Source organism: Neisseria subflava, from assembly GCF_024205745.1.
Lineage (GTDB): Bacteria > Pseudomonadota > Gammaproteobacteria > Burkholderiales > Neisseriaceae > Neisseria > Neisseria flavescens_B.
Genome location: NZ_CP073117.1, coordinates 113,206 through 136,666, shown reverse-complemented (window position 1 = coordinate 136,666; position 23,461 = coordinate 113,206). Strand labels below are relative to the sequence as shown.

Genomic DNA, 23,461 nt, shown 5'->3' with positions numbered 1-23,461 from the left:
GTCTGAAATTTCAGACGGCCTTTGTTTTATCGGCGGTATAAAGCAACCATGGTTTCAGCTGCTTTAACGCAGCTTTCCACATCGGCAACCAAAGCGATGCGGACGTAGCCTTCGCCTGGATTGCCTTGTTCGGTATCGCGGGCGAGGAAGCGGCCGGGCAACACTTGGATAGCGGCTTTCTGCCACAGGTTGCGCGTAAATGCCAAGTCGTCGCCATCGGGAACTTTCAGCCAAATGTAGAACGACGCGTCAGGCAGTTTGACATCGAATGCCTGTTGCAAAATAGGGATGACGCGGTCGAATTTTTCTTGGTAGAGACGGCGGTTGTCAATGACGTGTTCTTCATCGTTCCAAGCGGTAATGCTGGCGCGTTGGACGGGAATGCTCATCGCGCTGCCGTGGTAGGTGCGGTAGAGCAGGAAGTTTTTGAGCAACTCGGCATCGCCTGCGACAAAGCCGGAACGCAAACCGGGGACATTGGAGCGTTTGGACAGGCTGGTAAACATAATAATGTTGCGCGTGCCGCGTCCTAATTGCGCCGCAGCCTGCAGGCCGCCGATCGGTTTGTTGCCGTCAAAATAGATTTCGGAATAGCATTCGTCAGAGGCAATAACAAAGCCGTATTTGTCTTGCAAATCAAAAATTTCTTTCCAGTCTTCTAATTGCAGGACGCTGCCGCTCGGGTTATTGGGCGAGCAGACGATCAGGACTTTGGTGCGCTGCCATACGTCTTCGGACAGGCTGCTCCAATCGGGGTTGAAGCTGGGCGCAGGACAGTTGGCAAAATGGATTTCGCCGCCGCCCAAAATAGTCGCGCCTTCGTAAATTTGATAGAAAGGATTAGGGCTGATAACGACCGGTTTGGGGACGTCTGAAGCCGGATTTAAAACGGTTTGGATAAAAGAGAACAAAGCTTCCCGGCTGCCTAATACGGGCAGGATTTCATTGTCGGGATTGAGGCTCAAACCATCATAACGGCGGGCAACCCATTCGGCGCAGGCTTGGCGCAGTTCGGGCAGGCCTGCGGTCAGCGGATATTTTTCCAGTTCGTGCAGGGAAGCGGTCAGCGCATCGGTGATGACTTTGGGCATCGGGTGTTTCGGCTCGCCGATTTGCAGATGAATGGGCGTTACGCCTTCGGGTGCATCAATGCCTTGCATGGCTTCACGCAGGCGGGTGAAAGGATAGGGTTTGAGATGGTTCAATAATGGGTTCATGATGTTTCAGCCGGATAAATTCAGGCAATAATCTTAGCATTTTTTAGATGGATTGGGACAAAAAGGCCGTCTGAAAACAGGGTTTAAATGTTTTCAGACGGCCTTTTGAGTGTTGATGCGTTTATTTGGCAGGGACGGCGGGCAGGGAACCGTTCAAGAGATAATGAATGGTTTCTTGAACCGTACGGATGGCGTTGCCAAACGGCAGCGGGTCTTTGCCGCGGAAAAACAGGCCTTTATCGACTTCGCCGCGGAATGCGGCGGAAAGTTGGATGTCGATACAGAATTGACCGGCTTTGGCCAAACCGTCGCGCAAACCGCAGCTGGTCAGGCAGTTCAGGCCTTGGGTGCAACGGCGCGGATCATTTTTGGCATTGGCTTGCAATTTGGCTTCGCGTTTGATGTAGCTGTCGAGGAATTTGGTGCGCACACCGCGAGCAGGCAAACCGGCAACAGACATGAATTCAACCACTTGTTCGGTTTCCGCACCGGTCAGCGTTTTTTTGAAGTTGATGTGGGCATCGCCTTCTTCGGTCACGGCAAACGCGGTACCGATTTGGACGGCGGACGCACCCCAGTTTTTCAAGGCTGTTTTGACTTTTTCAAAGTTTGCCATGCCGCCTGCGAGTATCAACGGGATTTTTTCGCTTTCCAAGCCCAAGTTTTTGAATACTTCAAACGTTTCTTCAATAACGCGTTTGAACTCGAATTTGGCATCGTTCACGCCGTCAACGGTCGCCGCGCCCAAATGGCCGGCTGCGTGGGCAGGATGTTCGATAACGATGGCATCGGGCAAGATGCCTTTTTTCATCCAACGTTTCAAAACGATGTTGATACCGCGTGATTCGGACAAAATAGGGAAAAGGGCGACATCTTTGTGGTAGCCCTCGGCCATTTCCGGCAGATCTAAAGGCAAACCTGCGCCCATCACAATCGCGTCTGCACCGGATTCGCAGGCCTGACGGACGTAGGCGGCATGGTCTTTGACGGCTTTCATGACGTTGACGGCAATCATGCCTTTGCCTTCTGAATCGGCTTTGGCTTTTTTGATTTCACGGTCAAGCGCGATACAGTTGAGGCGGGTGTATTTTTCTTCACTGGAATCGATTTTTGATTCGGCCAGCAAATCTTCGTGCAAGTGGCGCAAATCGACGCTGGCGATGGTACCTACGCCGTTTTCGCGCGCAACCGCGCTGGAGAGTTTTGATGCGGAAACGCCTACACCCATACCGCCTTGTACGACGGGAATCAGTGATTTGCCACGGATAATCAATGGGTCAAAGTTGTTTTGCATGGATGCTCCTTCATAGATTCTGGATGATGCCGTCTGAAATCCTATGAAATAGATTGGATAACGGACTGATGTGTATATAAATAAGTGTGTTTTTCGCCGCCGTTTTTCAGACGGCATGAGGCGTGTTTTTAAAATTTTAGAAATTATACTCTAAGTTAGTGTAAAAATTAGAGTATTAATACAGTTTTTTTGAAGGAAAAATTGAAAAGTCTTGTTAATAAAGGAATAAATTTTATGGTGGATTGGATTAAGAAGGAGAAATTGCAAACAAAATCTATAAAGAAAAAGGCCGTCTGAAATTTCAGACGGCCTTAAGTATGGGAATCAGACAGATATCGTATTACATTTGTTTTTTAGCGGCGTCAATGGCGCGTTGGTCAGGGTTGATCAAGATTTCAACGCGGCGGTTTTGTGCACGGCCTTCAACAGTAGCGTTGGAGGCGATGGGTTGACGGGAGCCGTAACCGAAAGTGCTCAAACGGGTGCTGCTTACACCACGGGATTGCAGGAAGGTGGCAACAGATTCGGCGCGGTTGCGAGACAATGGCTCGTTGATGGCGTCGTTACCGGTGTTGTCGGTGTGACCGTTGATGGTCAAAGTCGTGTCAGGATATTGAACCAAAGTTTGCGCGGCGGCAGACAAGGCGCTTTGAGCATGGCCACTCAGGGCAGCGCTGCCGGTAGCGAAGGTTACGTTTTCAGGCATAACCAGTTTGATTTGGTTGCCTTGACGTTCAACTTCGATGTTGGTGTTGGCCAGGCTTTGACGCAGTTTTTTCTCTTGGTAGTCCATGTAACCGCCGATACCGGCACCTACTGCACCACAAGCCAATGCGGAGTTGCGCGCGCCTTTACCACCGTGGGTCAGCGCACCAACGATGCCGCAAACAGCCGCACCGCCCAAGCCGTACATAGCGGTTTTGCTGGCGGATTGTTGACCGGTAGCAGGATCGGTCACACAGCCGGTGAGTGCCAAAGGAATGGCAGTAGCAATAACGGTCAGGGGTTTCAAGAATTTCATGTCGTATCCTCTTTTTAGATGACGGCTCAGGCCGTCTGAAAAAAATGAATAAAAACCGCGTGGGTCATTACGAATTAATGATACCGAATATCCGAAACGCAAAAGAATGGGTTTAACCCGATATTACGCAAATATTTGCCAGTTAACATAATACTGAAACATTTCTGCATTTTTCTGCCCGTTTGGCCGTTTTGCCGACAGATAAAAAGAAGGTTTCTTTACGATTTCTTCCGTTTTTTCTTTTTGCGGCGATACCAGCTGACAAATGCCCATTTCAATCTGACTTTGACATCGTATCCCACCGAGCCTGCGCCCAGTATGAATAAAACGGCGGAAACGGGCAGGGCGAAATGATGGCCGACCAAATGATAACCCCATACGCCAACGATGCCGCCCAGTAAAAACGACAGCATTAGGCCGCTTAAAAGCCACATTTTCGGTTTGTTGACGCGGACGTGCGGCAGGCGCGGATGATGTTGCTTGGAATAATAAAGTGCGCGTGAAATTTCAATGCCCAAATCGGTTGCCGTGCCGGTCATGTGGGTGGAGCGGATGGCAGAGCCGGACAAAAGTGTAATGACGGTATTGTGCATGCCCATGATAAAGCATAATAAAAACAATGCTAAAGACGGCATGATGAAATCCGGGCCGCCAAAATCCCATTCCATCGCGGTAATGCCGAACAAGCCGAAGATCAACAGATAAACCGCTTCCAGCCACATGGAAAATCCAAAGCTGCCACGGAAACGCATTTGCTGCGTCCACAAAATCACCCAGCCCGAATGCGCGGCTCCGGCAACAAAACACAACACGCTGATTGTGGCAATAATGGCCACACTCCACTCTTGAAGATACAAAACATCTGCCAACAGCGACATTGAGCCGGTAACGTGGGAGGTATAACGTGAGAATGCGAAGTAACCGCCGGCATTAATCGCACCGGCAAGAAAGGCCATGATGTAACCCAGCCGTCTGAAACGGGCATCGGAAATATTGTGTTCGTGCAGGTACGGACGGTCCGCCTGCCAAAACGGCGGCGTGTGTTGCCTATGGTGGCGCGGTCGGTAAGAGTGGGGCCGTTTGTCGTCGTTCATTGATTTGAGGATAGGGTCGAGCATTTATTACGGGGTGTATTTTATATGCAACTGCCTGCTACCAAGAATAAATAATATAAAGTGTTCCCAAGTTGCCACACTTGCCCATTGCAAGATGAGGGCGTACATTAATAGCCATGCATGAGTATAAGGAAACATCCGATGAATCCTATCCGCCTGACCTTATTGATTGGTGCTGCCGCATTACTTGCCGCCTGTGCCACCACGCCTGAGCAAAAAGTCGCACGCGCCCAAGCGCAGAAACGCTATGAGCAGGACCTTCAAGTCAATCTTGCCGCCCAATGCGATCAGGAAACTGCCGCGCTGATCCGCCGCAAATTTGACGAAGAAGGCAAACCCGGTGCCGCAACTGCGGAACAAAAAGCCTTCCGTCTCAAATATATCGACAAAGTTTCCGATCCGATGTTCCAAGCCTGCTACAAAATGGCATGGCAAAACTATATTTCCCAAGAACAGCTGCGCGAAGCCCGCTACTATCGCTATTACGACGATTGGGGCTATCCGTTTGGCCGTTATCCTTGGTGGTGGTAAGGTATTAACAAACTTTAAGGCCGTCTGAAAGCATATATTTATTGGTTTCAGACGGCCTAAGGTTTATTGAAACGGCAATAACGTTTACAATAGCCGCCTATTCAAACACAATACCACCACCCATGAACATCTGGCTTGGACAGCGACACGCGCCCAAATTTCCGCAAGGAGCCGCCGTAACCATCGGCAACTTCGACGGCGTACACCTCGGGCACAAACATATTCTACAAAAACTCAAACGAGAGGCAGACCAGCGCGGTCTGCCTGTTGTCGTTGTTGTTTTTGAGCCTCAGCCCAAAGAATTTTTTGCGCGCAAAGCCGGGAAAAAGCTGCCTTACCGCATCAGCCCGCTGCGTACCAAATTGCGCCTTTTGCGTGAAACCGGCTGTGTGGATGCCGTTTGGGTCTTGCGTTTTAACCAAGCTTTCTCCGATATGAGCGCACAAGCGTTTATCGACCAGCTTTTGCGCCAAACGCTCAATACGCGGTATCTGCTGATTGGCGACGATTTCCGTTTCGGTGCCGGCCGTGAAGGTTGTTTTGAACTCTTGGCACAACAGCCCGATATGCAAACCGAGCGCACGCCGTCCGTTATCGTTGAAGACATCCGCACCAGCAGTACCGCCGTCCGCCAAGCCCTTTCAGACGGCAAGTTGGAATACGCCAAAAGACTGTTGGGCCATGATTATGTGTTGAGCGGTAAGGTCAAGCACGGACAAAAACTCGGCCGCACCATCAACGCGCCTACCGCCAATGTACAGCTTCCTCCGTATCATTATGCGCTAAGCGGCGTATTTGTCGTTGAAGCAGACGGCACATTCGGTACGCGCCGAGGCGTTGCCAGCTTTGGTTTTAACCCCACTGTCAGCAACAACCGTTCGCAGAAGCTGGAAGTCCATCTGTTCGATTTCAACGGTGATTTGTACGGCCAACGTATCTTCGTCCGCTTCCTGCACAAACTGCGTGACGAGAAAAAATTTGAGAGTATCGAAGCATTGAAAACCCAAATTTTGCAAGATATGGAAGATGCGAGGGTTTGGGAAGCATAGAAACGCTTCTAGAAGCTTATAAAATCAAGACAATTGGGCTACAATAAGTCCTTTGAATTTTTTCAGACGGCCTGTTCTTTTAAAATGAGCAATCAGGCCGTCTGAAGCCGAAATACCGCAACAATAGAGATCAAAAAATGACCGATTACAGTAAAACCGTAAACCTGCTCGAGAGCCCGTTTCCAATGCGCGGCAATCTTGCCAAACGCGAGCCTGCATGGCTGAAAAGCTGGTACGAGCAAAAACGCTACCCAAAACTGCGCGAAATCGCCAAAGGCCGTCCGAAATTCATTCTGCACGACGGTCCTCCGTATGCCAACGGCGACATCCACATCGGTCATGCCGTCAATAAAATTCTCAAAGACATCATTATCCGCAGCAAAACCCAAGCCGGTTTTGACGCACCTTATGTACCGGGTTGGGACTGCCACGGTTTGCCTATCGAAGTGATGGTAGAAAAACTGCACGGCAAAGACATGCCTAAAGCGCGTTTCCGTGAATTGTGCCGCGAATACGCCGCCGAACAGATTGCCCGCCAGAAAAAAGACTTTATCCGCTTGGGCGTGTTGGGCGACTGGGACAATCCTTACCTGACCATGGATTTCAAAACCGAGGCGGATACCGTGCGTATGCTCGGCGAAATCTACAAATCCGGCTATCTCTACCGCGGCGCGAAACCGGTTCAGTTCTGCTTGGACTGCGGCTCTTCATTGGCCGAAGCCGAAGTGGAATATAAAGATAAAGTATCGCCTGCGATTGACGTTGCCTATCCGTTTAAAGACACTGCCGCGCTTGCCGCCGCATTCGGTTTGGCAAGTATCGAAGGCAAAGCATTTGCCGTCATCTGGACGACTACGCCTTGGACTTTGCCTGCGAGCCAAGCAGTTTCAGCTGGCGCAGACGTGGTGTATCAACTGATTGATACGCCTAAAGGCAAATTGGTGTTGGCCAAAGATTTGGCAGAAGACGCGCTCAAACGTTACGGTTTTTCAGACGGCATTACTATTCTTGCCGAAACCACCGGCGACAAGCTGGAAAACCTGCACATGAATCATCCGTTCCTCGAACGCGATATTCCCATGCTCAACGGCGATCATGTTACCACCGATGCCGGTACCGGCTTGGTGCATACTGCTCCTGCTCACGGTCTGGAAGACTACGCCGTCTGCAATAAATACGGCATCGAGCTTTACAACCCTGTAAACGCCGAAGGCAAATACATCAGCGAAACGCCGCGCGTTGCCGGCATGAGCGTTTGGGAGGCCAATCCCGTTATCCTGCAATGGTTGGAAGAAACCGGCAACCTCTTGGCAAGCAGCAAAATCGAACACAGCTACGCACACTGCTGGCGTCACAAAACACCGTTGATTTACCGTGCGACCGGCCAATGGTTTGTCGGTATGGATAAAGCTGGAAAAGACGGTAAAACCTTGCGCGATAAAGCCATCAAAGCTGTTGATGACACCGAATTCTTCCCGTCATGGGGTCGCGCACGTTTGGAAGCCATGATTGAAGGTCGTCCTGACTGGGTGGTTTCACGCCAACGCTATTGGGGCACGCCGATGACTTTCTTTGTTCACAAAGAAACCGGTGAGCTGCATCCGAACTCTGCCGAGTTGTTGGAAAAAGTTGCCCAAAAAATCGAAGGAAAAGGCATCGAAGCATGGTTCTCTCTTGATAAGAGCGAACTCTTGAGCGCGGAAGATTGCGAAAATTACGACAAACTTTCCGACACGATGGACGTGTGGTTCGACTCAGGCTCGACACATTATTCCGTTTTGAAACAACGCGAAGAATTGGAATGGCCGGCTGACTTGTACCTCGAAGGCAGCGACCAACACCGCGGCTGGTTCCAATCCTCCATGTTGACCGGTTGCGCCTCATCAATGGGTCGTGCGCCATACAAACAGCTGCTGACCCACGGTTTCGTGGTTGACCAAAACGGCCGCAAAATGTCGAAATCCATCGGTAACGTCGTTGCACCGCAAGAAGTTTACAACGAATTTGGCGCAGACATCCTGCGCCTGTGGGCGGCATCCACCGATTACAGCGGCGAATTGGCGATTTCCAAAGAAATCCTCAAACGCGTAACTGAAAGCTACCGCCGTATCCGCAACACCTTGAGCTTCCTGTTTGCCAACCTCAGCGACTTCAATCCTATTGAAGATGCCGTGCAACAGGCAGACATGGTGGAAATCGACCGTTACGCCGTGGTATTGGCACGTCAGCTGCAAGAGCGTCTGGCAGGTGATTACTATCCGCGCTATGCCTTCCATTTTGCCGTAAAAGACATTGTTTCTTTCTGTTCGGAAGACTTGGGTGCGTTCTACCTCGATATCCTGAAAGACCGCCTCTACACCACCAAAGCGGACAGCCATGCACGCCGCAGTGCGCAAACTGCCCTGTATCACATCACACGCAGTTTGGTTCTGCTGATTGCTCCGATTTTGTGCTTCACCGGCGAGGAAGCATGGGACATCATCGGTGGCGGCGAAGAAGACAGCGTCCTCTTCCACACATGGCATGAGTTCCCATCTATCAATGAAAAAGCCGAAGCCGAATTGGTGAAAAAATGGACGGCAATCCGCGAAGCACGCGAAGCAGTAACAGCCGCCATCGAGCCTCTGCGTACGGATAAAACCGTCGGCTCTTCATTGCAAGCCGAAGCCGAAATTACGGCTCCGGAAGAAATTGCCGACTATCTGAACACTTTGGGCGAAGAATTGCGTTTTGCTTTGCTGGTGTCTAAAGCAGAAGTGAAAGTAGGTGATGAACTTGCTGTAACCGCTAAAGCCAGCGATGGTGAAAAATGCGAACGCTGCTGGCACTACACCCACGATGTGGGCGCAGTTGCAGGCCATGAAACCATCTGTAAACGTTGTGCAGACAACGTTGACGGTAAAGGCGAAGACAGACATTACGCTTAATTGTTTGGTCTAAGATAAAGGCCGTCTGAAAACTTTGGTAATAGGTTTTCAGACGGCCTTTATTTATTGAATCTGTTTCGTATAGCGAATAGATTTTGAAGGGTAATTGGGGTTTGTGATTTAAGTAAAATACAGGATAGGGTTTCAAGTTATTGTGGGGTAGGAGTTTAATTGCAAAAAATAACTCTTACTCCAGAGAAAATTTGTTGAGGATATAGGAATGACGAATAATCATTTGTCTAGAATTGAGATCAATCATTATAATTCTGTATTCGTAAGCCTTTAATAACAATGAGGTATCCTATGCGTCCTAAAGATAAGTTTGACATCAAGGCTTGCAAAAAAATTAAGGACTGCAACGATGAGGAATTAATTGAGATGGGGGAGTGGCTCTCAGGATGGTTGGGAGATGCGAACTTTCCTGTTTTTAGTGAAATTGTCGAAATCTTTGTAGAACGACAAGACACATTACTTCCATTCGTTTCAAATATTTTTTACTCAAATGATAGTATATGCATTTATTGGGTTTTACTTGAACTCTATCCAAAATTATCCTATCAAAACCAAGTAGCCTTAGCCATTGATTTGGAACATTGTCTTCATAATATTTCAGAAAAATTAATTTTGGATGAAGATGATGAAAACCTTAAAGAAATCTTGGAAAAAGTTTTAAATTAAGGTAGATATATATTTAATGATTTTGAAATAATGCATTGTCGGAGAAGATACCTTTCAAAAGGTCTTACTTATCCGTGGAGTATGGACGTATTTTGAACCTTCAAATAGCCTCATATTTGCATTTTATCCTTAAACGGAAATTTCGTTTTATCTAATATGAAAGGCCATCTGAAACAAGTTTTCAGACGGCCTTCAGCTATTCTATTGCTAAGTAAAAATTAGCGGGCAGAGCAAGAAGTTTCTACTTTGTTGCCGTATGGGTCAGTGAAGCCGAAGAATGCTTCGCTGCCTTTTTGATGCCATTCAGCGCCTTTGCCGAACAGGCCTTGGTTGGCAACATAGCGTTCGCCTGAACCTGCAACGGCAGAAGACAGGGTGGCAACTTTGTCGTCCAGACGCAGTTCAACTTGGTTGGTGCTCAGGTTGCGGACTTGTACAGACAGGCCGTTTTCGCAGCTGAATGATTGAACACGGCCGTCATTATGTTGCTGACCATGTTCGTGTGCATGGCCGTGGTCATGATTGTGCTCATGACGTTGACCATGGTCATGGCGATGGGCTTCAGGTGCGGCACAGGCAGCGAGGCTCATGGCGGCGGCAATTGCAAGCAGGGCTTTTACTTTCATTTTTGACTCCTATGGTCAGTGTTGAAGGAAGAATGTAGCGGCATGTTATAAATATCTTTATGGCTTCACAATAGGGATAACCATTATTTACTTTTCCTTCCTGTTGCCAGGAGTATGGCAGGATTCTTTGTAGTTTTGATATGAATGATTAATGCAGTTTGAAAAAAAGCCGCACTTGCGCTAGAGGTAAACGAAAGTGCGGAAAATTCAGAGAGTTACATTGAAAGAAGGATAGAGCAGCTTAACGCTGGCGTGCTTTAAAACGGGGATTGCTCTTGCAAATGACGTACACTTTGCCTTTTCGGCGGACAATTTGGCAGTCGCGGTGTCGTTTTTTTGCAGTTTTCAGGGATGAGAGGACTTGCATCATTTATCCTTTCTGAAAGAAGACATCATGGATTGGTAACGTTGGTTGAATTTGCTGGCGCGGCCTTCAACATTGACATTGCGTTGTTTGCCTGTGTATACGGGGTGGGACGCGGAAGAGGTATCAAGAGAGAAGAGGGGATACTCTACTCCGTCTTTCCAAACCATGGTTTTCCCGTGGGTATTGGCACATGAACGGATGAGCCATCCTTGGTCTGCACCACTGTCGTAAAACAGGACGGTACGATAGTTGTCTGGGTGGATATCGGGTTTCATTTCTTTCTCCAGTGAATGTTATGGTATAACATTATACTCTTAGAAAAAGAGCAGGCAAGTGTTTTTTGGTTTTTCTTTATCACGGGGTTGCGGCATTTTGATAAAATATGCTGTTTCAGACGGCCTTTTTTTCATGAGGCCGTCTGAATATTTTGTTTTCTGATGGTAGGGATATGATGTATTTGTATAAGGGTTTCAGATTGGGTGGTGCGGTAAGCAAGGTTATGCCGATTATCCATGTATTGTCCAAGCTGGGGCTGTTGTTTTCACTGTTGTTGGCTGTGCCGACACTGATGTCGTATTTTTATCACGACAGCGCGTTTTTCGTGTTTGCCTACACGGCTTTGACGGTATTGTTGGTGTCGTGCGTTACTTGGGTGCTGACTTTGCGTTTCAACCGTGAATTGCGGCCGCGTGACGGATTTACCCTGGTATTGATGCTGTGGCTGGCCTTTGCCGTCGTGGCGGCGATGCCGATTTATTTCTATATGCCGTCCATGAGTTTCACCGATGCGTTTTTTGAAGCGATGTCGGGGCTGACGACAACGGGGGCAACAGTGATTTCCGGCTTGGATACGCTGGATCCGTCGGTGAATTTTTGGCGGCACATGCTCAACTGGCTTGGCGGTATGGGTATTATCGTGTTGGCTGTGGCAATTTTGCCGATGTTGGGCGTGGGGGGGACGCAGCTTTTCAAAGCGGAAATTCCGGGTATGGATAAGGAAAGCAAGATGGCTCCCCGTATTTCGCAAGTGGCCAAACGATTGTGGTTTGCCTATGCGCTGACAACTGCTGCCGCCTTGGTATCCTTACATATTGCCGGTATGGGCTGGTTTGATGCCTTGTGCCATGCGATGTCGGCAGTGGCTTTGGGCGGTTTTTCGACACATGATGACAGCGTTGCCTATTTTGATTCCGTAGCAGTTGAATGGACGTTGATGTTTTTTACCGTCTGGGGCGGTATCAATTTCGCCAGTCACTTTACTGCGCTGGGCAACCGCTCTTTGCAGGTGTATTGGAAAGATGAAGAATGCCGCTCCATGTTGCTGGTTTTATCGGGCAGTATTTTGATTTCGGCATTGTATTTATGGCAGCAGGACGTTTATCAAAGCCTTGGCGAAGCTTTGCGCTTTGTCAGCTTCAACTTTGTGTCCATCGGATTGGCCAGCGGTTTTTCCAATGCTGACTTTGCCCAATGGCCGCTGATTGTGTCATTGTGGATGTTTTTCCTGTCGAACGTATTGGCAAGTTCAGGCTCTATGGGGGGCGGTATTAAAAACGTGCGTGCATTGGTGTTGTTCAAATTCAGCTTGCGCGAAATGTTGATTTTGCTGCACCCACGTGCGGTTCGTACGGTAAAGGTCAACAACCGCTCCATTCCGGATCGCATGGCGTTGACTGTCATGTCGTTCATCTTTATTTATTTTATGACGGTCATCGTATTCAGCTTTTTACTGATGGCTGCAGGCTTGGACTTTTTATCCGCCTTTACGGCAGTCATTGCCTGTATTACTAATGCAGGGCCGGGTTTGGGGGCAGTTGGTCCGTCGCATAATTACGCCGCGCTGAGCGATGTACAGAAATGGCTGTGTACGGCGGTGATGTTGTTGGGACGTTTGGAGATTTTTACCGTTCTGATTTTGTTTACTCCGGCATATTGGAAGAAATAAGTATGAGAAAAAGGCCGTCTGAAATTTCAGACGGCCTTTTTATAATGGCAGGGCTTAAGCGTATTGCTTGAGCAATTCTTTGAATTGTTCGCCAGTTTCAGGGTGTTTCAAACCGTAAGCCACGGTTGCTTCAAGGTAACCCAATTTGCTGCCGCAGTCGTAGCGTTTGCCATCAAACGCATGAGCCAACACAAACTCATGGTCGAGCAGGCGGGCGATACCGTCTGTCAGCTGGATTTCGTTACCAGCACCTCGGGGCAGGTTGGTCAACAAGTCAAAAATACGCGGAGTCAGGATGTAGCGGCCGACAACTGCAAGGTTGGAAGGCGCTTCTTCCGGTTTGGGTTTTTCAACGATATTGGTGATACGTTGATAGTTTTTCAGCTGTTCAACTTCAACGATACCGTAAGAGCCTGTTTGAGAAGGATCAACGGTTTCAACGCCTAAAACGCTGTTACCGCTTTGGTTGTACACATTAACCATCTGTTTCAACGCACCTTTAGGCGCATCAATCAAATCATCTGCCAAAATAACGGCAAAAGGTTCATTACCAACGGCAGCCTGCGCGCACAATACGGCATGACCCAAACCCAATGCTTCAGTTTGACGGATGTACATGCAGGTAATGTTGGAAGGCAGGATGTCGCGAACGTGCGCCAACAGTTTGTCTTTTTGACGCAATTCCAATTCGGTTTCCAACTCGTATGCTTTGTCGAAGTGGTCTTCGATACTGCGTTTGTTACGGCCGGTGATGAACACCATTTCGGTACAGCCGGCTTCAACCGCTTCTTCAACTGCATATTGAATCAGAGGTTTGTCCACGATAGGCAGCATTTCTTTTGGACTGGCTTTGGTCGCAGGCAAGAAACGGGTGCCCATACCGGCAACGGGAAAGACGCATTTTTTAATGGGTTTCATATTATTATCCTATTTTAACTATGGGTTTATACCCAAAAAAGTGTAAAGATGTAGTCGTATGTAACAATAATACCACATGATAAAGTATCAGACGGACTGAAAAGGAGGATTGGTTGTAGATACTGTCTTATCCCAGCAACGTCAGCAATTCTTCTTCGGTTAATATGGCCACGCCCAAAGTTTGGGCTTTTTCCAATTTACTGCCTGCAGCTTCTCCGGCGACAACATAGTCGGTTTTTTTAGATACGCTGCCGGAAACTTTACCGCCTGCAGCTTCAATCATGGCTTGGGCTTGGTCGCGTTTGAGTGTGGGTAAAGTACCTGTTAATACAAAGGTTTTACCTGCTATAGCCTCGTTAATGTCGTCTGAAATAGTTTCATCTTGAAGATTAGACAGCGTTTGAGCAAAGAAAGTTTTCATATTTTCAAGAAGGACTGCGTTTTGTGGTTTACTGCGCCATGTCTGCCAATCGGCAGGCAACGCTTTGTCAGTTTGCAAGCCTTCTATGCTTTGTCCGGCAAGCTCCCACAAGGCCAGTGCTTTGGTTTCGCTGATTTTAAAATCGGGCAGGCGAGCAATCCAGCGTTGCGGTTCTGCATGGCGCAGAGGAGGGATAGTGACAGCTTGGCTTTGCGGGGTAACACCTACAGCCAGCAGCTCGTCTATCATCGCCTGTTGTGCTTCGTGGGCAAAAAAGTGGGCGATGGAGCGGGCAACCACCGTACCGATATCGGGCAGGCAGGCGAGGATGGGTTCAGGTGCATAGCGGATGTGTTCCAGTGTGCCGAATGCCTGCGCCAACGTTTTGGCGGTGCGTTCGCCGACGTGACGGATGCCGAGGGCAAAAAGGAAGCGGGCGAGTTCGGGCGTTTTGCTGGCTTCTATGCCCGCGAGGATGTTTTCCGCCCATTTGGTCGGCTGTTTTTTATTGTTTTTGCTAAGCAGAGTATTGCCGGTCTCGCTTTCAGAGTCTTCAATCTCACCATTTGATGGTTCTTCTTCATTAGCTGATGCTTTATCCGCTGTTTCCTTCATTTTTTGCAGGGTTGGAATATCGAGGCGGTAGAGGTCGGCGAAATGACGAACCAAATCTTGTGCGACCAGTTGCTCGATTTGTTTTTGACCAAGTCCGTCAATGTCCATGGCTTTGCGTGAGGCAAAGTGGATTAAACCTTGCGCGCGTTGAGCCTGGCAAAGCATACCGCCGCTACACCGGGCAACTGCTTCGCCTTCTTCGCGTTCGATTTCGCTGTGACAGATAGGGCAATGGGTGGGCAGGCGGTAGGGTTTGTGAAGCGGTTCGGCTTGCGTTTTAGAAGGTGTTTCGGCAAACAAATCGTCTTGCAGGCCGTCTGAAACAGCAATTTTGGTCTCCTGCATTGGGCGGCGTTCAAAAATCACGCGTACTATCTCGGGAATTACGTCTCCGGCGCGGCGCACGACGACGGTATCGCCAACGCGCACGTCTTTGCGCGATACTTCGTCCTGATTGTGCAGGGTGGCGTTGGTAACGGTAACGCCGCCGACAAATACAGGTTGCAGGCGGGCAACCGGGGTTACTGCGCCGGTACGCCCGATTTGTACATCAATGGCTTCGACAATGGTCAATGCTTCTTCAGCAGGAAATTTGTGGGCAATGGCCCAACGTGGCGCGCGTGAGATGAAGCCCAGTTTTTCTTGTTGTGCCAGACTGTTGACTTTGACCACCATACCATCGATTTCGTAGGGCAGAGTAGGACGTTTTTGCTGCATTTTCTCGTAAAATGCCAATACTTCGTCGATATTTGGGAAGCAGCCGAAATTACCATCGGGCAGGCTGAAGCCAAGCTCTTTGCAGTAGCCCAGCTCTTGCAGGTGTTCTTCTGCGATAAAACCGCCTTGTTGTCGGGCGATGGAATAGGGGAAGAAATGCAGTTTGCGCTGTGCCGTAATGCGCGAATCGAGTTGGCGCAGACTGCCGGCGGCCGCATTGCGCGGATTGGCGAAAGGTTTTTGTCCGTTTTCAGCCTGTCGTTCATTTAAGGCGGCAAAATCGGCTTTAAGCATCAGGACTTCGCCGCGTATTTCGATAAGCTCGGGGATATTTTCTCCATACAGGCGCAGGGGGATGTTGGATACGGTTTTGACGTTTTGGGTAACGTCTTCGCCTGTTGTGCCGTCGCCACGGGTTGCCGCTTGAATCAATACGCCGTCGCGGTACAGCAGGCTGATGGCCAGACCGTCAAATTTAGGCTCAATAACGTATTCCGGTTTTTCTCCATTTAAACCACCACGAACGCGCTCATCGAAAGCGTACATTTCGGCATGATCGAACACGCCGTTTTCATCTTGCGGTGAGAAGGCGTTGGTCAGTGACAACATAGGCACTTCATGACGCACTTCATCAAAGCCTGCCAAAGGCTCGCCGCCGACGCGCTGGGTCGGGCTGTCGGGCAGTTTCAACTCAGGATGATTTAGCTCCAATGCTTCGAGCTCGCGGAACAATTTATCGTATTCGGCATCGGGTACGCTGGGTGCGTCTAGGGTGTAATATTCGTAGGCGTAGCGGTTGAGGAGGTCGGTCAGGTATTTGATACGTTGTGCGGTCGGGTTCATGAGCAATCGAAATAGAGTTTTCAGACGGCCTGATGATAGAGAGGCCGTCTGAAAATCGATGAATATTGAAGATAAAGGGATTTTACCTGAAAAAAGCGGATATGCCGTCATTGCATATCCGCTTTTTGATTGGAGAAGTTTAAGAGAACAGGCGCAGGGCTTGTTTGCTGCCGGGTTTGATGCCGACTTTAAGCATTTCTTCCTGACGGGCCAAAACATAGTTGCGTACGTCTTTGAGCCATTGAGTGGAAACTTCTTTCATTTGGTCGTTAACCAAATCCAAGCTGAGTTGGCCGGAGAGTTTGACTGCCAAGTCCATAAATTTGTCGAAAGTTTTTTCGCCGGCAGGAACATGCGGAATATCCAGAAGCATGCTGAAACCGCGGTAGGCTTGGTTGTCCAACAGAGAGTTGGTAAACGGTTTGTTGTCCAAAGTATGGATGGAGAACAATTTAGGGTTGTTGTTGTCACCGAAGTGGAAAGCGCCGTCTTCGCCCAGTTTGAAGCCTGTATCTTCCACGGCGGCACGCAATTCTACGCCGCTGATATTGGAATGGGAAACCAAGTGAATGGCGATGGTTTGGTCAACACGCGCACAGAATTGGTCGAGAGCTTGTGCAACTTCGGTGAACGCGTCCAAGTCGGTATGCAAAACTTTGCCGTCCATCAGTCGGGCAAAAGCATCAACCTGTTGGTCGAAGTGTTGCAGCTCTTCACGCGCGGCCAAACCATTGCGGCTGACAGCCTGCAGGCCCATAACGAAGCCTTGGTAGTAAACTCCCGGAATCGGCTCGGCAACGCGGAAATGGTCGTCTATGGTGCAACCGATGATTTGGAAGCGGTGAGTGCCGGAAAGGCGCGGCAGGGCGTGCAATTCTTGGGCTTGTTTTAGGGAGATGTAGGCCATGTAGTCGAAGCGCGGGTCAAACCAAGGCAACTCGACTTGAGACAATTCGTCCAAGCTGATCAATGGTACTTTTGCTACAGGTTCGGCTGCGGTTTCAACCGGAGCAGAAGCGGCTTCGGCAGGGCTGACGGTAATTTCATTGTTCAAACCGATAACGGTGTGTTGAACTTTTTCTTCTGCGGAAAAGTCGTCTTCCATGGTCAGCTCGACATCCGTTTTAAGCTGGGCAGGGTGAGCCAGTTTGGCTTTTGCCGCGTAGATTTCATCTTGCTCTTGCAGGTTGCGCAATGCCTCTTCGGTTTTTTTGTTTTTCTTGATAAACAAACCCTGGCCGCCGGTTTCTTTGCTGTCGCGGACATGTTTGGTTTTGCTGGTCAAAAGCGCATCTTTATCGGAATGGCCGAATTGTTCGCGCACTTGTTTGCGGTATTGGTTTTCCTGGTACATGTTGTAACCGATGACCGCCAAAAGGGCGGCGAGGGCTAAGACGATGAAAATCATGGAGTAATCACTTTTTAAAAAGGCAGCATTCCGTCTTTTTCAGGGTGCGGAATCTTGCTGCGTGGGAAGTTCGTTGGAGCCGGACTTTATGCGTCCGAATGAATAGCTGAATTATAACGAAAATAAACGGTTGTGACAGCATTATGTCTGCCAATCATTTCAGGCCGTCTGAAAGTTATCCCCGCCGGACGGGGAAACCTGCTTTTTGAAGGCGAGGCCAATCGAAGAAATGACCGGGATCGGTTTTCCTGTCCGGCGCGATGTCCTGATGACCGGTAACGGCCTGAATCGGGTAATGTTCGGAAATGGCGGTCAGCAAGGCTTGCAGGCTGGTGTATTGTGCTTCGGTAAAAGGCTCGAAATCGCAGCCTTCCAATTCGATACCGATGGAAAAGGCATTGCATTTTTCTCTGCCTTGAAACGATGATACACCGGCATGATAGGCCATGTCGTCGCAGGAAACGAATTGGACGGTTTCGCCCTTACGGCTGATGAAAAAATGGCTGGAGACGCGCAAGGTATGGATGATGCTGAAGAAAGGATGCTCGTCAGGGTTGATTTGGTTGGTAAACAATTTTTCCACTGCCCCTGTGTTGTATTCAAAAGGAGGGAGGGAAATATTGTGGAGGACAACTAAAGAGATGTCTTCATCCGGTTCGCGCGGGCTGAAATTGGGCGAATGGGTTTGGCGTGCATTCAGCCAACGGCCGTTTTGCCAAGTGTTTTTTGAAGGAGAATTCATGGTTTCAGACGGCCTTTCGGGATAGGAAAACATACGTTGGGTAAGGTGGCAGGCGTGGTGCGCTTGTTTTCGGTTATACTGTCGCCCGACACGTTCACAAACCAAGAATCCTACCATGCTGAAAAAATTGTTGAAATGGCTGGCCGTATTTTTGACGGCATTTGCCGCCGTGGTTGCCGCATTGTTGTTTGTTCCGAAAGACAACGGCAAACCATACCGTATTACCGTTGCTAAAAACCAAGGTATCTCTTCCGTCAGCCGCAAACTGGCTCAAGACGGCATTGTTTATAACCGTTATGTGCTGGTAGCCGCCGCATATGTGATGGGCGTACACAACCAACTTAATGCCGGTTCTTACCGCCTGTCTGCCAAAGTATCGGCTTGGGACATTTTAAAACGCATTAAAAAAGGCCGCCCTGACTCGGTCAGCGTGCAAATTTTGGAAGGCGCGCGTTTTGCCCAAATGCGCCGTATTATCGACAATACTGCCGACATTGCCCACGACACGCGCGGTTGGAGCGATGAAAAACTGATGGCCGAAGTGGCGCCCGATGCCTTGAGCAGCAATCCTGAAGGACAGTTTTTCCCGGATAGTTACGAAATTGATGCCGGTGGCAGCGATCTTCAAATTTACAAAATCGCCTATCGTAAAATGCGGGAAAACCTGCAAGAAGCATGGGACGACCGTCAAAGCGGCCTGCCTTATAAAAATCCGTACGAAATGCTGATTATGGCGAGTCTGATTGAAAAAGAAACCGCGCACGAAGACGACCGCGCCCATGTGGCCGCAGTATTCGTCAACCGCCTGAATATCGGCATGCGCCTGCAAACCGACCCGACCGTTATCTATGGCATGGGCGATGCATATAAAGGCAGAATCCGCAAAGCCGACCTGCAACGCGATACGCCTTACAATACCTATACGCGCAGCGGCTTGACGCCGACTCCGATTGCGCTTCCCGGCAAGGCCGCGCTTGAAGCGGCAGGCCATCCGTCTGATGAAAAATATCTGTATTTCGTCTCAAAAATGGATGGTACGGGCTTGAGCGAGTTCAGCCACAATCTTTCTGAACACAACGCCGCCGTACGCAAATATATTTTGAAGAAATAAACCGAATAGGCCGTCTGAAACATTTATAATCCCTGTTTCAGACGGCCTTTAAATTGACGATATTCATATGAAACCCAGATTTATTACCCTTGACGGCATAGACGGCGCAGGCAAATCCACCAACCTCGCCGTAATGAAAGCATGGTTTGAAAAACACCAACTGCCCGTATTGTTTACGCGCGAACCGGGAGGCACTCCGGCCGGAGAAGCATTGCGTGAAATCCTGCTCAACCCAGCCACCCAAGTCAGTCTGCGTACCGAAACCCTGCTGATGTTTGCAGCCAGACAGCAACACTTGGAAACGGTCATTCTGCCGGCCCTCAAAAACGGCACGCATGTGGTTTCCGACCGTTTTACCGATGCAACGTTTGCCTATCAAGGCGGCGGACGCGGCGTTCCCTTGCAAGATATTGCCACGCTTGAGCATTGGGTGCAGGGTAATTTCCGCCCAGATTTAACCTTGCTGTTGGATGTGCCTTTGGAAGTGTCAATGGCACGCATCAACCAAACGCGTGAGAAAGACCGCTTTGAGCAAGAAGAAGCCGAGTTTTTCAATCGAGTGCGCGAAGTATATCTGCAACGTGCTAACGAACAGCCGGAACGCTATGCCGTCATCGACAGCAGCCAAAGTCTGGATGCGGTAAAAAATCAGATTGAAACCGCGCTAGACAGTCATTTTGGATTGAATGTTTAAGTTTAAATAAAATGCCGTCTGAAAGAAGAGTAATGTGGTGAAGAAATATTATTACAGAAGTTTTTAGACATAAAACCAAATAAAACGAAATATCAAAACAAATGTAATAAATATCGGTATGCGCCACCAAAAGAACATGATAAAATTACGGCCTCTTACAAAGCCGGTCTGTTAACAACCCGACTTTAGAAAATTTAAACGTCTGAAGCAGCCTGTTTCAGACTTGTTCGCTGTAAAATCTCTCTCGCAAACAGGATCGATAAATGGAAAATTCATTAAAAGAAGCCGCCCTGCAGTTCCACGAATTCCCCGTGCCGGGCAAAATCTCCGTTACCCCAACCAAATCTCTGGCTACTTCTAAAGACTTGGCGTTGGCGTACTCTCCGGGCGTAGCCGCTCCTTGTATGGAAATCCATGCCGATCCTCAAACTGCCTACAAATACACTGCCAAAGGCAACTTGGTTGCCGTGATTTCCAACGGTACAGCAGTGTTGGGTTTGGGCAACATCGGTGCGTTGGCCGGTAAACCTGTAATGGAAGGCAAAGGCGTATTGTTCAAAAAATTCGCCGGCGTTGACGTATTCGATATCGAAATCGATGAAAAAGACCCGCAAAAATTGGTAGACATCATCGCTTCTTTGGAACCGACTTTCGGCGGCATCAACCTTGAAGACATCAAAGCGCCTGAGTGCTTCTACATCGAACGCGAATTGCGCAAACGTTGCAAAATCCCTGTATTCCACGACGACCAACACGGTACCGCCATCATTACCGCTGCCGCTGTATTGAACGCTTTGCGTTATACCGGCCGCAAAATTGAAGAAGCGACATTGGTGTGCTCCGGCGCAGGTGCTGCAGCGATTGCCTGCTTGAACCAATTGCTGGATTTGGGTCTGAAACGTGAAAACGTGACCGTCTGCGACTCCAAAGGCGTGATTTATAAAACCCGCGAAGACAAAGACCGTATGGACGAATCCAAACAATTCTACGCCATCGAAGACAACGGCCAACGCGTATTGGCTGATGCCGTTAAAGGTAAAGACATCTTCTTGGGCCTGTCCGGTGCAAACTTGCTGACTCCTGAAATGCTGAACACCATGAACGAAAAACCAATCGTGTTCGCTATGGCAAACCCAAATCCGGAAATTCTGCCTCCATTGGCAAAAGAAACCCGTCCGGATGTGGTAATCGGTACCGGCCGCTCAGACTTCCCGAACCAAGTAAACAACGTATTGTGCTTCCCATTTATCTTCCGTGGCGCATTGGATGTCGGTGCGACCACCATCAACGAAGAAATGAAACGCGCTTGCGTATACGCTTTGGCTGACTTGGCAATGGAAGAAGTAACTGAAGAAGTGGTTGCCGCTTACGGTAAGAAATTTGAATTCGGCGCGGAATACCTGATTCCTACTCCATTCGACTCCCGCCTGTTGCCTCGCGTTGCTTCTGCGACTGCTAAAGCAGCTATGGAAAGCGGCGTGGCTACCCGTCCAATCGCTGACTTGGATGCGTACGCTGCTAAATTGGCTGCATGGGAACTGTAATTCAGTAAATAGTGCTTGATTGAAAAGGCCGTCTGAAAGTTGTATTTCAGACGGCCTTTTTGTTTATTGGGTATTTTAGAAATGGCTTAATGCAGCAATCGGAATGAAGAACATGATAATCCGCTGCTTCAAAATGGACTTGGGAATATGGATTGCTTTTTAAGATAGGTTTCTATTTTTGAGCAGCTTTGATTTTGCAGGGTTTATACGGGATTAAATACAATATTTTTGCCAGCTTTTTAAACAACATCAGGCCGTCTGAAATCGGGTTTTCAGACGGCCTGAGTTAATAAAACGGTTTATTTTTGCCAATAGGTTTTGACGTTGACGAACTCATACAACCCGAATTCTGATAGTTCGCGTCCATAGCCGGAAGCTTTGACGCCGCCAAAGGGGAGGCGCAGGTCGCTGCTGGTGTGGCGGTTGATAAAGACAGAGCCTGCTTGGATTCTTTCGGCGTATTGCCATGCGTTTGCCGTGTCTGCTGTGTAGATGCAGGCGCCGAGGCCGAAAGGTGTGTCGTTGGCAAGTGCAACGGCATGATCCGGATTGTCGGCTCGTAAGATCATAGCAACCGGGCCGAAGACTTCTTCGTGCCAAACGCGGCAGTTTGGGTTGACCTGATCCAATACCGTGGCAGGGTAAAACCAGCTTTCTCCATCAGGGATATAGCCGCCGCTCAAACATTGCGCACCGTGTGCAACCGCATCTTGAACCTGCTCGTGTACGGTTTGACGCAAGTCTTGGCGGTGAAGCGGGGCAAGGGTGGTGTTCGGGTCTTTGGGATTGCCGGTTTGCAGTTTGGCGCACTCGGCAAGGAAGAGTAGGATAAACTGTTCGGCAATATCTTGGGTAATAATGATGCGTTTGGCGGCATTACAGGATTGTCCGGCATCGCGAAAGCGCGAATAGCAGGCATCGATAGCTGCGCGTTGCAGATCGGCATCGGGCAGGATGATAAACGGATTGCTGCCGCCCAGTTCAAGGACGGTTTTTTTCAGATGTTTGCCTGCATGGGCGGCCAGCAGGCGGCCGGTATGGGTCGAACCGGTAAATGCCATGGCATCGGTATCTTCAATGGCTTTAAGCGTGTCTTCATGGCTCAACCATGCGCCGATAAGCGGCAAACCTTTTGGGACAAGGCCGAAGAGGGTTTCGCTGACGCGGGCGACACTGGGCGCAGGTTTGACCGCGCAGGCATTGCCGGCACAGAGGGCAGGGATGGCAAATCGTAAAATCTGCCAAACAGGATAGTTCCACGGCATGACCGCCAAAACAACGCCCAAAGGCTCGAAGCGGACTTGGCTGAGGCTGGCTTGGGTGGCGATGGTTTTATGGGCAAGCAGTTCGGGGGCAAGGCGGACGTAGTAGCGGATAAGCTCGATGGATTTGCTGATTTCGGCACGGCATTCGTGCAGGCAGCGTCCGACTTCTTCGCAAACCATTTCGGCAAGGCGTTCTTGGTTTCGGGTGAGGATGTCGGCAAATTGCTGTAAGAGGGCGGTGTGCTCGGTAATGCTTGATTGGGCAAAGGTTTGCTGAAGGATTTGGAGGCGGTTTAATTCGCCGGTGAACTCGGTATAGCTTTGCGCCGGTCGGCGGTAAATGGTTTCTCCGGTGAAGACATGGGTGCTGTGAAACATGGTTGGCTCCTTTGTTTTTATGTTTTTATGAGGCC

General features: G+C 49.3%; 20 protein-coding genes. 8 read left to right on the top strand and 12 right to left on the bottom strand.

The window, feature by feature from the left end; all coding sequences use genetic code 11:
* Positions 1-26: 26 nt before the first annotated feature.
* The 4 genes from dapC to KCG55_RS00650 all read right to left on the bottom strand — a co-directional run bounded on the left by dapC (position 27) and on the right by KCG55_RS00650 (position 4,626).
* Entirely contained in the window at positions 27-1,217 is a 1,191-nt protein-coding gene (gene dapC, locus KCG55_RS00665) for a succinyldiaminopimelate transaminase (protein ID WP_254323088.1), read from the bottom strand.
* Between the two features lie 121 nt (positions 1,218-1,338).
* On the bottom strand, positions 1,339-2,511 hold the full coding sequence (locus KCG55_RS00660; RefSeq protein WP_137040981.1) for an NAD(P)H-dependent flavin oxidoreductase: 1,173 nt from the start codon (positions 2,509-2,511) through the stop codon (positions 1,339-1,341).
* Between the two features lie 340 nt (positions 2,512-2,851).
* Positions 2,852-3,532 carry an OmpA family protein gene (locus KCG55_RS00655; RefSeq protein WP_049328625.1) on the bottom strand — a complete coding sequence of 227 codons (681 nt, stop codon included), beginning with the start codon at positions 3,530-3,532 and terminating at the stop codon, positions 2,852-2,854.
* A gap of 218 nt (positions 3,533-3,750) precedes the next feature.
* Positions 3,751-4,626: a YoaK family protein gene (locus KCG55_RS00650; RefSeq protein ID WP_049351490.1), complete on the bottom strand. Its 876-nt coding sequence runs from the start codon at positions 4,624-4,626 to the stop codon at positions 3,751-3,753.
* Positions 4,627-4,788: 162 nt separating this feature from the next.
* Between KCG55_RS00650 and KCG55_RS00645 the strand changes: the two genes are divergently transcribed.
* The 4 genes from KCG55_RS00645 to KCG55_RS00630 all read left to right on the top strand — a co-directional run bounded on the left by KCG55_RS00645 (position 4,789) and on the right by KCG55_RS00630 (position 9,832).
* Entirely contained in the window at positions 4,789-5,178 is a 390-nt protein-coding gene (locus KCG55_RS00645) for a hypothetical protein (RefSeq protein WP_254323087.1), read from the top strand.
* A gap of 122 nt (positions 5,179-5,300) precedes the next feature.
* Positions 5,301-6,227, top strand: a complete 927-nt coding sequence (gene ribF, locus KCG55_RS00640) for a bifunctional riboflavin kinase/FAD synthetase (RefSeq protein ID WP_070461603.1) — start codon at positions 5,301-5,303, stop codon at positions 6,225-6,227.
* A 137-nt stretch (positions 6,228-6,364) separates the two neighbouring features.
* Positions 6,365-9,154, top strand: a complete 2,790-nt coding sequence (gene ileS / locus KCG55_RS00635) for an isoleucine--tRNA ligase (RefSeq protein WP_254323086.1) — start codon at positions 6,365-6,367, stop codon at positions 9,152-9,154.
* Positions 9,155-9,457: 303 nt separating this feature from the next.
* The gene (locus KCG55_RS00630) at positions 9,458-9,832 is read left to right on the top strand and encodes a DUF5071 domain-containing protein (protein ID WP_004520105.1); all 375 of its coding nucleotides are present in this window, start codon (positions 9,458-9,460) and stop codon (positions 9,830-9,832) included.
* A 218-nt stretch (positions 9,833-10,050) separates the two neighbouring features.
* Here the strand turns inward: KCG55_RS00630 and KCG55_RS00625 are convergent, their stop codons facing one another.
* The 3 genes from KCG55_RS00625 to KCG55_RS00615 form a co-directional block, all read right to left on the bottom strand.
* Positions 10,051-10,458, bottom strand: coding sequence for an MliC family protein (locus tag KCG55_RS00625; RefSeq protein ID WP_254323085.1), 408 nt, complete (start codon positions 10,456-10,458; stop codon positions 10,051-10,053).
* A 241-nt stretch (positions 10,459-10,699) separates the two neighbouring features.
* The gene (gene ykgO, locus KCG55_RS00620; protein WP_003685279.1) at positions 10,700-10,825 is read right to left on the bottom strand and encodes a type B 50S ribosomal protein L36; all 126 of its coding nucleotides are present in this window, start codon (positions 10,823-10,825) and stop codon (positions 10,700-10,702) included.
* Entirely contained in the window at positions 10,825-11,100 is a 276-nt protein-coding gene (locus KCG55_RS00615) for a type B 50S ribosomal protein L31 (protein ID WP_004464264.1), read from the bottom strand. The genes ykgO and KCG55_RS00615 overlap by 1 nt, the downstream gene beginning before the upstream one ends.
* Before the next feature lie 173 nt (positions 11,101-11,273).
* On the opposite strand from KCG55_RS00615, the gene KCG55_RS00610 reads away from it, so the two are divergent.
* Positions 11,274-12,770 carry a TrkH family potassium uptake protein gene (locus KCG55_RS00610; protein WP_254323084.1) on the top strand — a complete coding sequence of 499 codons (1,497 nt, stop codon included), beginning with the start codon at positions 11,274-11,276 and terminating at the stop codon, positions 12,768-12,770.
* Positions 12,771-12,824: 54 nt separating this feature from the next.
* On the opposite strand, the gene galU is transcribed toward KCG55_RS00610, so the two are convergent.
* From galU to ampD, 4 genes are all read right to left on the bottom strand, one after another.
* Positions 12,825-13,688: a UTP--glucose-1-phosphate uridylyltransferase GalU gene (gene galU / locus KCG55_RS00605; protein WP_254323083.1), complete on the bottom strand. Its 864-nt coding sequence runs from the start codon at positions 13,686-13,688 to the stop codon at positions 12,825-12,827.
* A 127-nt stretch (positions 13,689-13,815) separates the two neighbouring features.
* Positions 13,816-16,284 carry an NAD-dependent DNA ligase LigA gene (ligA, locus tag KCG55_RS00600; protein ID WP_254323082.1) on the bottom strand — a complete coding sequence of 823 codons (2,469 nt, stop codon included), beginning with the start codon at positions 16,282-16,284 and terminating at the stop codon, positions 13,816-13,818.
* Positions 16,285-16,423: 139 nt separating this feature from the next.
* Positions 16,424-17,692 (bottom strand): cell division protein ZipA C-terminal FtsZ-binding domain-containing protein, encoded by a 1,269-nt coding sequence (locus KCG55_RS00595; RefSeq protein ID WP_219088751.1) that lies wholly within the window; start codon positions 17,690-17,692, stop codon positions 16,424-16,426.
* A 175-nt stretch (positions 17,693-17,867) separates the two neighbouring features.
* Positions 17,868-18,434 (bottom strand): 1,6-anhydro-N-acetylmuramyl-L-alanine amidase AmpD, encoded by a 567-nt coding sequence (ampD, locus tag KCG55_RS00590; protein WP_188213859.1) that lies wholly within the window; start codon positions 18,432-18,434, stop codon positions 17,868-17,870.
* A 115-nt stretch (positions 18,435-18,549) separates the two neighbouring features.
* Between ampD and mltG the strand changes: the two genes are divergently transcribed.
* The 3 genes from mltG (at position 18,550) to KCG55_RS00575 (ending at position 21,783) form a co-directional block, all read left to right on the top strand.
* Positions 18,550-19,545, top strand: a complete 996-nt coding sequence (gene mltG, locus KCG55_RS00585) for an endolytic transglycosylase MltG (RefSeq protein ID WP_254323081.1) — start codon at positions 18,550-18,552, stop codon at positions 19,543-19,545.
* Between the two features lie 67 nt (positions 19,546-19,612).
* Positions 19,613-20,239: a dTMP kinase gene (gene tmk, locus KCG55_RS00580; protein ID WP_254323080.1), complete on the top strand. Its 627-nt coding sequence runs from the start codon at positions 19,613-19,615 to the stop codon at positions 20,237-20,239.
* 263 nt (positions 20,240-20,502) lie between these two features.
* Positions 20,503-21,783 carry a malic enzyme-like NAD(P)-binding protein gene (locus KCG55_RS00575; protein ID WP_080974648.1) on the top strand — a complete coding sequence of 427 codons (1,281 nt, stop codon included), beginning with the start codon at positions 20,503-20,505 and terminating at the stop codon, positions 21,781-21,783.
* 299 nt (positions 21,784-22,082) lie between these two features.
* Here the strand turns inward: KCG55_RS00575 and KCG55_RS00570 are convergent, their stop codons facing one another.
* Positions 22,083-23,426, bottom strand: coding sequence for an aldehyde dehydrogenase family protein (locus KCG55_RS00570; RefSeq protein ID WP_254323079.1), 1,344 nt, complete (start codon positions 23,424-23,426; stop codon positions 22,083-22,085).
* Positions 23,427-23,461 lie beyond the last annotated feature (35 nt).